At 69.0% G+C, this 11,758-nt stretch carries 1 protein-coding gene; it reads right to left on the reverse strand.

Annotated features, from left to right (window positions below):
• Positions 1-9 precede the first annotated feature (9 nt).
• On the reverse strand, positions 10-11,751 hold the full coding sequence (locus tag A6P39_RS06315) for a type I polyketide synthase (protein ID WP_275883817.1): 11,742 nt from the start codon (positions 11,749-11,751) through the stop codon (positions 10-12).
• Between the last annotated feature and the right edge of the window lie 7 nt (positions 11,752-11,758).

Consider the following 11,758-nt stretch of genomic DNA (forward strand, 5'->3'; position numbering starts at 1 on the left):
TGAGTATGGTCACAAGTCAGCGCTTCCGTCGCCCAAGGCCAGGCGGACAAGACTTTCGGCGTCCATCGCATCGATCTGTTCGGCCTGAGTGCTCTGCTGCGACGCAAGTGCGTCATCGCGGAAGTCAGCGAGCTGAAGCAGCCCTTCCATGAGGCCCGCCTCGCGGAACCTGGACAGCGGAACCGACGCCAGGATTTTCCTGAGCATGGCCTCGGCCGGCTCCGTCTGCCCCTCGGTGTCGGGGCAAATCTGTTCCCGCAGGTATGCGGCAAGCTTGGCGGCGCTGGGCTGGTCGAAGACCAACGTGGCAGGCAGTCGTAGCCCGGTCGCGGCGCCGAGCCGGTTGCGCAGCTCCAGCGCGGTCAGGGAGTCGAAGCCCATCTCGCGGAACGCCTGCTGCGGCTCGACGCTTTCGGGCCTGGCATGCCCGAGTACCGCTGCGGCATGAGTTCGTACGATCTGCAGGACGGCCTGCTCCCGTTCGACCGCGCTGAGCGCGCCCAGTTGGGCGGCCAGGCCCCCGGCGTCCGTCGCGGCCGTCGGCCGCGTTCCGGAGCTTGTCGCCAGGTCCTGCAGCAGTGCGGGCAGCGGACCGCCACTGCGGGAGAAGCCGGCCACCTCCAGCCGCGCCGGAACCACCAACGGTGCGGTCAGCCGGGCAGCCGCGTCGAACAGGGCCAAGCCCTGTTCTGTCGTCATCGCCCGAATCCCGCCGCGGGTCAGCCGGGACATGCCGGCGTCGTCGAGATGCGCGGTCATGGCCGAGCGTTCGGCCCACAGCCCCCACGCCAGCGACTGCGCCACCAAACCGCATTCACGACGGTGAGCCGCCAGCGCATCCAGGAACGCGTTGGCCGCCGCATAGTTGCCCTGCCCCGGGCTGCCGAGAATGGCAGCGGCCGATGAGTAGACCACGAACCCCGCCAGGTTCATTCCGACGGTCAGCTCGTGGAGGTTCCACGCCGCGTCCGCCTTCGCCGCAAGCACCGTCGCAATCCGCTGCGCGGTGAGCGACTCGACCGTGGCATCGTCGAGCACCCCGGCGGCATGCACCACCGCAGTCAGAGGATGCTCGACCGCCACCCCCTCCAACGCCCGGGCCAGCACCCCGTGGTCTGCCGCGTCCCCGGCTACGATCCGTGCCGCAGCGCCCAGTTCGGCCAGTTCCGCGACCAACTCGGCGGCCCCTGGCGCCCCCGGCCCCTGCCGCGAGATCAGCAGCAGATGCCGCATCCCGCGGCTCGCCACCAGATGCCGGGCCAACTGCCGCCCCAGCGCGCCGGTGCCACCGGTTATCAAGACCGTCCCCCGCGGATCCCACTCGGCAGGCCCAGGCTTCGCGTCGCCCGCCGTGGCTCGCACCAACCGACGTCCGAATGCCACCGGAACCCCGCCGTCGGCTGCAGCGCGGATCCAGGTCTCTGGCTCACCGGCGCTCAACACGGAACCCAGCACGGCCTCCATGTCTTCATCCCGGCCGGTGTCCAACCCCGTCGCCGGATCGACGTCGACCAGCAGGAACCGGCCGGGGTGTTCGGACTGCGCAGAGCGCATCAGGCCGCACACTGCCGCTGCCGAGAGGTCCTGCCCGTCGGCCGCACCCCGGGTACATATCACCAACTGGGCGTCATCCGCGGCGGGATCGGCCAACCACTCCTGCACCCACCCCAGCACCAGGGCCGCCGCCTGCTTGGCCGCAGCCGGCGCCTCCTGCCCCGCCGCAGCGGCAGGCACCGCCGCGACAACCACGGATGGGTATTCCGAACCGGCGATCTCCTCATGCCTCGCCCATTGCGGCACGGTCCGGCTCTCCGGTGCAGCCAGCGGCACCCAGTCCACGGTGAACAGCGAGCGGCGTGCCTCGCGATCGCCGGCACCCGCGATGTGCCCTGCCGGAATCGCCCGCAGCACCAGGGACTTGGCCTCCAGTACGGGCTGCCCGGCCCCGTCGAACGCGCTCACCGCGATCGACCCGTCCGGCCCGGGAACCAGAACGGTCCGCAGATGACGGGCACCTCCGGCGAGCAACCGAACCCCGGACCACGCAAACGGGAGCCCGACGCCGCCACCGGACCTGCCGGATCCACCTCCAGAGCTGAGCCTGCCGGCCAGCAGGCCGTGCAACGAAGCGTCCAGAAGCGCCGGGTGCAGCCCGAACCCGTCGGCCCCGACCCCAGCTCCAGTTCCGACTTCGGCCGATTCGGGGAGTTCCGTCTCTGCGTAGATCGTCTGTCCGACGCGCCATGCCCGGTGGAGTCCCTGGAACGCAGGCCCGTACTCGTAGCCCCGCTCAGCCAGTTGGCCGTAAACGTCATCGAGCGGCACCGGCTCCGCCCCGGCAGGCGGCCACTGCATCAACGGTGCAGGAGCCGGCTCACTCCCGGTCGACAGCTCCCCGACCGCGTGCCGCACCCAGCCGCCTTCCGCGTCCCGCGAGGACACCGTCACCGATCGGCGGCCCTCGCCGTCCTCGTCACTGCCGCTGACCTGTACCTGTATCTGCACGCCACCGCCCTGGGCGGGCAGCACCAGCGGCTCCTGCAGGGCGAGTTCCTCAAGCGTCCCGCAGCCCACCAGGTCACCGGCATGGATCGCCAGGTCCACGAAGGCGGTACCGGCCAGCAGCACCGTCCCGTGCACGGCATGGTCCGCCAGCCACGGCGCCGCCGCCACCGACAACCGCCCGGTCAGCACCAGGCCGTCGCCCTCGGACAGCCACACAGCCGCCGCGAGCAACGGATGCCCGGCCGGCTGCTGGCCCGCCGAAGTCGCATCACCACGCCTGCCCACAGTCCGCGGCCAGAACCGCTGCCGCTGGAACGGATACGTCGGCAGGCTCACCCTGCGTGCCGTGCCACCCCGACCAGTCACCGCAGCCCAGTCCACTGCCCCGCCGGCGACGTATGCTGCGGCCAGGGCCCGCAACCACCGTTCCCGGCCGCCCTCGCCACGCCGCAGGCTCGGCGCGACCACCAAGTCCTCGCCCGCCTGCGCGATCGCCATTCCCAGCAGCGGATGCGCGCTGATCTCGACGAAATTGCGATGCCCCTCCGCTGCCAGTCCCGCGATCACGTCGCCGAACCTCACGGTCTCACGCAGGTTGCGGTACCAGTAGCCGCCGTCCAGCTCGGCCGTGTCCACCACCCTGCCCTCGACCGTCGAGTAGAACGGCACCATGCTGCTGACGGGCGCCATCCCTGCCAGGTCTTCGGCCATAAGGTCCTTCACGACCTCGACCTGCGCGGTGTGGCCCGCGACGTCTGCCGCGATCTGCCGAGCGCCCTGCCCGGCATAGGCAGCCGCGAACTCGGCGCACGCCGCGGCCTGTCCGGCCACCACCACCTGCCGCGGACCGTTGACGGCAGCGATCGACAACGCCGGTCCCCAACCCGCAATCCACTGCTGCGCCTCGTCGAGCCCGGCCGGTACAGACACCATCCCGCCCGTGCCCGCCAACTGCGCCAGCGCCTGGCTGCGCAACGCCACAACCCGCGCGCCATCGAGCAGACTCAAGCCGCCCACCGCACAGGCCGCGGCGATCTCGCCCTGGCTGTGCCCCACCACCGCCGCAGGCTCCACACCGTAAGCCCGCCACAACTCGGCCAGGCTCACCATCACCGCCCACGACACGGGCTGCACGACCTCTATCCGCAGCATCATTTCCGTGTCGCTCAGCGCATCGCGCAACTGCCAGTCCACGAACGGCGCCAACGCCTGCGCGCAACGCTCCATCGACGCGGCGAAAGCGGGCTCCTCTTCCCACAACTCCAGGCCCATCCCGGCCCACTGCGCACCCTGACCCGCAAAAGCGAACACCGGCCGCACCACTGCCCCGGCCACCCCGGTGACAAGCCCGGGCACCCGACCACCGATGTCCGTGGCCGCGGCTGCCAGGCCATCGAGCAACTGCTTGCGTTCCTCGCCCACAACCACCAGCCGGTGCGGGAAGTCCACCGACCGGGTGGTGGCCAAAGAGAAGGCCACATCATCCGCGGACAGCTCAGGCCGGGCCACGGCAAACTCCCGCAACCGCCCGGCCTGTTCCGCCAGCGCGGCCTTCGACCGCGCCGAGACCACCCACGCCACCGAGCCGGACAAACCGTCCGAACTCTCATGGGGGAACTCGTCCCGCCGCCCCTGTTCGGGAATCTGGTCCTGCACGGGCTGTTCGAGAATGACGTGGACGTTGGTGCCGCTGATCCCGAACCCGGACACCCCGGCGCGTCGCGGCCCGGGGCCTGCAGGCCACTCCCGCGCCTCCGTCAGCAGTTCCACCGACCCCGAGGACCAGTCCACATGTGTCGACGGCGCATCCACGTGCAGGGTCCTCGGCAGCACTCCGTGCTGCATCCCCAGCACCATCTTCATCACCCCGGCGACACCCGCCGCGGCCTGGGTGTGACCGATATTGGACTTCACCGAGCCCAGCCACAACGGCCGGCCCTCCGGCCGATCCTGCCCGTAGGTCGCTATCAGTGCCTGCGCCTCGATCGGATCACCCAACTCCGTACCCGTGCCATGCGCCTCCACCACGTCCACATCCCGCGCGGACAGCCCCGCGCTGGCCAGTGCCTGCCGGATCACCCGCTGCTGCGACGGACCATTCGGCGCCGTGAGCCCGTTCGACGCACCGTCCTGGTTCACCGCGCTGCCACGTATCACCGCCAGCACCCGGTGCCCACGCGCACGCGCATCAGACAACCGCTCCAGGACCAGCATCCCGACGCCTTCGCCAAATCCGGTGCCGTCCGCGGCCTCGGCGAAGGGTTTGCATCGACCATCCGCGGCCAGGCCCCGTTGGCGGGAGAACTCGGTGAACGTGCCCGATGTCGCCATCACCGTGACGCCACCAGCCAGCGCCATTCCGCACTCACCGGAGCGCAGGGCCTGGGCCGCCAGATGCATCGCGGTCAGCGACGAAGAGCACGCCGTATCCACCGACACGGCTGGCCCCTGCAACCCGAGGCAATAGGCCACCCGGCCGGATGCCACGCTCGCCGTGGTCCCGGTCATCCCGTAGCCGCCCGCACCGTCGCGTTCCCCGGCCCGGTAACTCGACGTGATGACCCCTGCGTACACCCCCGCGTCGGAACCGCGCAGGGAAGCCGGGTCGATTCCTGCGCCTTCAAGGGCCTCCCAGCAGGTTTCCAACAGCAGCCGCTGCTGCGGATCCATCGACAGTGCCTCACGCGGACTGATCCCGAAAAACTCCGCGTCGAAGTCCCCGGCCCCGTACACGAATCCGCCGAGAGCCGCATAGCCCGCACCCTCTCGGCCGGATTCACGATCAGGGCCGCCCGCTCCCTCCATGTCCCAACCCCGGTCGACGGGGAAGGGCGACATCGCGTCCGTGCCGTCCACCAGCAGGCGCCAGAAGCCCTCCGGGTCCTCGACGCCGCCCGGGAACCGGCACCCCATGCCCACGATCGCGATCGGCTCGTCCGCACCGACAGGGACCACAGTCGCCGGGGTCTCGGCGACGGCATCGGCCAGCTGGGGCAGCAGCTCGTCGAGCAGGAATCGGGTCAGTTCGAGCGGCGCCGGGTGGTCGAAGACCAGGGTCGCGGGCAGCCGCAGTCCGGTGGCGGTGGCGAGTCGGTTGCGCAGTTCGAGCGCCGTCAGGGAGTCGAAGCCCATGTCACGGAACGCCTGTTGCGGCTCAATGTTCTCTGGCCGAGCATGTCCAAGTACGGCTGCCGCATGGGTTCGTACGATCTGCAGGACGGCCTGCTTCCGGTCAGCCGCACTCAGAGCGGCCAACTGGGCGGCCAAACCTTGCTCTTGCCCTGCCTCCTTCGCCGTCGCAGCGGACCGTCGTGCTCCGCTGCCGCTTGCATCCAATTCTCCCAGAAGTGCGGGCAGCGGGCCATCACCACGAGAGAGTCCGGCCAACTCCAGTCGAGCCGGAACCAACAGCGGTGCGGTCAGCCGGCCGACGGCATCGAACAGCGCCAGCCCCTGTTCCGTGGTCATCGGCCGGATGCCGCTCCGAGCCAGCCGGGACACGCCGGCATCACTCAAGTGAGACGTCATCGCGGAGCGTTCGGCCCACAGCCCCCACGCCAGCGACTGCCCAACCAACCCACGCTCACGACGGTAGGCAGCAAGAGCGTCAAGGAAGGCGTTGGCGGCGGCATACCCGCTCTGCCCAGGACTGCCCAGCACCGCAGCAGCCGAGGAGTACAGGACGAACCCGGCCAGGTCCATCCCCTCGGTCAACTCGTGCAGATTCCAGGCCGCGTCCGCCTTCGCCGCCAACACCCGCCCAATACGCTGCGGAGTAAGCGACTCGACCGTGGCGTCATCGAGCACCCCGGCAGCATGCACCACCGCAGTCAGCGGATGCTCAGCCGCTACCTCATGCAACACCCCGGCCAGAGCGTCACGATCCGAGGTATCAGCGGCCACTACCTCTACCGCAGCACCGAGTCCGGTCAACTCCGCAACCAACTCCGCCGCCCCCGGCGCCTCCGGCCCCTGCCGCGAGACCAGCAGCAGATGCCGCATACCCCGGGCCGTCACCAGATGCCGGGCCAACTCCCGCCCCAACGTCCCAGTACCGCCCGTGATCAGCACCGTGCCATCCGGGTCCCATTCAGCCGGCACACGCAGGACCACCTTGCCCACATGCCGGGCCGCCTGCAGGTAACGCAACGCCGAGACCGCCTGCGACAGACCGAACCCGGTCACCGGCAGCAACCGCAACGACCCCGCCTCGAACATCCCCATAATCTCCGCAAGCATCACCGCGATACGCGGCACACCCGCATCCATCAGATCAAACGCCTGATACACCACCCCGGGATACGACCGGGCCACCTCATCGGCCCGACGGACGTCCGTCTTACCCATCTCCACGAACCGCCCACCCCGAGGCAGCAGGGACAGCGACGCCTCGACGAACTCCCCCGTCAACGAGTTCAGAACGACATCCACACCCTCACCGCCCGTGACCGCGAGGAACCGCTCACCGAACTCCAGATCACGCGACGAAGCAATGTGGTCGTCCGCGATGCCCATAGCCCGCAGCGTGTCCTGCTTGGCCGCACTCGCCGTCGCAAACACCTCCAACCCCCACGCCCGGGCCAACTGCACCGCAGCCATCCCCACACCACCAGTACCCGCATGAATCAACACCCGCTGACCCGCACGCACCCCCGCCAAATCCCGCAAACCATAAAACGCCGTCAGGAACACCACCGGCACCGCCGCAGCCTCCTCGAACGACCACCCCCGCGGCACACCCGTCACCAACCGGTGATCAACAACCGAAACCGGCCCCCACCCAGGCACCAGACCCATCACCGCCTGCCCCACAACAAGACCCTCAACCCCCGGGCCCACCTCCAGCACAACCCCGGCCCCCTCACCACCCAGAACCCTCCCATCAGCCACCAACCCCAACCCCGACACCACATCATGAAAGTTCAACCCGGCAGCACGCACCCCCACCCGCACCTGCCCAGGCAACAACCCCGCACCCGACTCAGGAGCATCAACAACACCGACACTGCCCAGATCACCCGGCTCACCCACCTCCAGACGCCACCCCGCCCCGGCAGGCAGCAACACCTCCCGCTCCCCCACCCGCACCAACCGCCGCCCGAACACCTCCGGCGCCCCGGCGTCCGCGCCCGGACGGATCCAGGTCTCCGGCTCGCCGGCACTCGACACCGCAGCCAGCACTGTCTCCACGTCGGCGTCCCGATCGGCATCCAGACCGGTGGCGGGGTCGACATCCACCAACACAAACCGCCCCGGATGCTCAGACTGCGCAGAACGCACCAGCCCGCAGACCGTCGCGGCAGACAAGTCCCGCGCACCGGCCGCGCCCTGGGTCCAAATCACCAGTTGCGCGTCAGCTGTCCCGGGATCAGCCAACCACTCCTGCACCCACCCCAGCACCAACCCCGTAACCTGCCCAGCAACCGCCGACACCTCCTGCCCACCCGCAGCACAAGGCACCACGGCCACAACCACCTGCGGGTACCCCGACCCACCTACCTGCCCATACCTCCCCCACCGCGGAACCACCAGCCCGTCCGAGACCGGAAGCGGAGCCCAGTCCACCGTGAACAACGAACGACGCACCTCACGCTCACCCGGACGCGTGAAGTGCTCCGCCGGCATCTCCCGCAACGCTAGAGACTGGGCCTGGAACACCGGCTGCCCCGCACCGTCATACGCACTCACCGCAACCGACCCGTCCGCCCCCGGCACGAGAACAGCCCGCAAATGACGGGCGCCACCAGCCAGCAACCGAACACCCGACCACGCAAACGGCAAACCGCCGGGCCTGCCGGACCGACCACCGGAGCCACCGAGCCTGCCGGCTAGGAGGCCGTGCAGGGCAGCATCCAGCAGCGCCGGGTGCAACCCGAATCCACCGAGCCCCGCCCCGGCGCCAGCTTCAGTTCCAGCGGTTTCGGGGAGTTCGGCCTCGGTGTAGACCGTGTCTCCGACGCGCCATGCGCGGTGAAGCCCCTGGAACGCGGGTCCGTAGCCGTACCCACGCTCGGCCAACTGACCGTAGACGTCATCCAGCGGGATCGGCTCAGCGCCAGCCGGAGGCCACTGCAGCAAGGGAGCCGGTGCAGGCGCACTGGTGGCCGACAGCACTCCGACCGCGTGCCGGATCCACTGCCCCTCCGCGTCTCGCGAAGAAACAGTTACGGACCGACGTCCGTCGCCCCTGTCACCGCCGTCGCTGTCACCGACGTGCACCTGGATCTGAACGCCGCTGCCCTCGCCGGGCAGCACCAAGGGTTCCTGCAGGGCAAGCTCCTCCAGCACCCCGCAGCCCACCAGGTCGCCGGCGTGGATGGCCAGATCCACGAACGCGGTACCAGCCAGCAGCACCGTCCCGTGCACGGCATGGTCAGCCAGCCACGGTGCCGCCGACAGCGACAGGCGTCCCGTGAGGGCCAACCCGTCACCCTCGGACAACCACACCACCGCCGCCAGCAACGGATGGCCCGATGCCTGCTGACCGGCCGAAGAGGCATCTCCGCTACGGGCCACCGCGCGCGGCCAGAACCGCCGCCGCTGGAACGGATACGTCGGCAGGCTCAGGCTCACCCTGCGAGCCGGGCCACCCTCACCAGTCACCAATGCCCAATTCACCGCCGCGCCGGCGACATACGCCGAGGCCAACGCCCGCAACCACCGCTCCCGGCCACCCTGCCCCCGTTGCAGGCTGGCAGTCACCACCAAATCCTCACCCGCCTGCGCAACCGCCATCCCCAACACCGGATGCGCACTGATCTCCACAAAAGTACGGTGTCCCTCCTCCACCAGCCCGGCAATCACCTCACCGAAACGCACCGTCTCACGCAGATTCCGGAACCAGTACCCCCCATCCAGGCAAGCCGTATCCACCACCCCGGCCTCAACCGTCGAATAGAACGGAACGGCACTGCTCACCGGCTCCAACCCCGCCAGATCCTCCACCACCCGCTCCTCGACCGCCTCCACCTGCCCCGTGTGCGAGGCATAATCCACCGCGATCCGCCGCGCACCCCGCCCCGCAAACGCAGCCGCGAACCCCTCACACGCCGCAGCCTCACCAGCCACCACCACCTGCCGCGGACCATTCACCGCAGCCACCGACAACCCCCCACCCCACCCAGAAACCCACTCCCGCACCTCATCCAACCCAGCCGGCACCGACACCATCCCACCCAAACCCGCCAACTCCGCCAACGCCCGACTCCGCAACGCCACCACCCGCGCACCATCCCCCAGACTCAACCCACCCACCACACACGCCGCCGCAATCTCACCCTGACTATGCCCCACCACCCCCGACGGCTCCACACCATGAGCCCGCCACAACCCCGCCAAACTCACCATCACCGCCCACGACACAGGCTGCACCACATCCACCCGCCCCAACAACTCCCCATCCCCCAAAGCATCACGCAACCCCCACTCCACAAACGGCGCCAACGCCTCCCCACACCGCTCCATCCACGCACCAAACACCGGCTCCTGCTCCCACAACTCCAAACCCATCCCCACCCACTGCGCCCCCTGCCCCGCAAACACAAACACCGGACGCACCACCGAACCCACCACACCAGACACCACCCCAGACGCCTCACCACCCCCAGACACAACCGCCAGACCATCCAACAACTCACCACGCTCCCCACCCACCACCACCAACCGATGCGGAAACCCAACCGACCGCGTCGAAGCCAACGAAAACGCCACATCCCCCACAGCCAACTCCGGCCGCGCCACAACAAACTCCCGCAACCGCCCCGCCTGCTCCACCAACGCACCCGACGACCGCGCCGACAACACCCACGCCACCGCACCCGAATCTCGAATCTCGTCCGGTTCGGGGACTTGGTGGTCCTCAGGCAGTTCGTCCTGCTCCAGAATCAGATGCACGTTCGTACCACTGATCCCGAACCCCGACACACCCGCCCGCCGCGGCCCCGGACCTGCAGGCCACTCCATTGCCTCACTGAGCAGTTGGACCGACCCCGCCGACCAATCCACATGCGAAGACGGCGCATCCACATGCAACGTCCTGGGCAGCACACCGTGCTGCATCGCCAGCACCATCTTGATCACCCCGGCCACACCCGCCGCAGCCTGGGTGTGACCGATGTTCGACTTCACCGAACCCAGCCACAACGGCCGGCCCTCCGGCCGATCCTGCCCATACGTCGCGATCAGCGCCTGAGCCTCGATCGGGTCGCCCAGCGCCGTCCCCGTACCATGCGCCTCGACCACATCCACATCCCGCGCCGACAACCCCGCACTCGCCAGCGCCTGCCGGATCACCCGCTGCTGCGACGGACCATTCGGCGCCGTCAAACCATTCGACGCACCGTCCTGATTCACCGCACTACCACGTATCACCGCCAACACCCGATGCCCACGCGCACGCGCATCAGACAACCGCTCCAACACCAGCACCCCCACACCCTCACCCCACCCCGTACCATCCGCAGCATCCGCAAACGGCTTGCACCGGCCATCCCCAGCCAACCCCCGCTGCCGCGCAAACTCGGTGAACGTGCCCGGCGTCGCCATCACCGTCACACCACCCGCCAACGCCATCCCACACTCACCCGACCGCAACGCCTGCGCCGCCAAATGCATCGCCGTCAACGACGACGAACACGCCGTATCCACCGACACCGCAGGCCCCTGCAAACCCAAGCAATACGCAACCCGACCCGAAACCACACTCCCGGTGCTGCCGGTCCCCCGGGATCCTTCGCCCTCCCCACCCAGAAGGGTGCCGTAATCGTGGTACATCACCCCGGCATAAACCCCGGTGTTGCTTCCCCGCAGCGAGAGCGGGTCGATTCCCGCGTCCTCCAACGCCTCCCAGGACGTCTCCAACAGCAGTCGCTGCTGCGGATCCATCGCCAAAGCCTCACGCGGACTGATGCCAAAGAACTCCGCGTCGAATTCCCCAGCCCCGTACAGGAACCCGCCCATGGGCTGGTACGCCACACCTTCACGACCGCCGCCGTGATCGAAGTCGTCAAGACTTTCCAGATCCCATCCCCGGTCGGCGGGGAACCGCGAGATCGCATCCGTTCCGCCCGCCACCAGCTGCCAGAAGCCTTCCGGGTCCTCGACCCCGCCCGGGAACCGGCACCCCATTCCCACGATGGCAATTGGTTCGCGACTGCTCGCCTCGATCCTGCGCAGTCGGCTCTGGAGTCGCTGACCCTCGTTGATGGCCCGCTTCAGATGGTCGCGAAGCTTTTCTTCCTCAGACATGTGTCAG

Source organism: Streptomyces sp. FXJ1.172, assembly GCF_001636945.3.
In the GTDB taxonomy this organism is placed as follows: Bacteria; Actinomycetota; Actinomycetes; order Streptomycetales; family Streptomycetaceae; genus Streptomyces.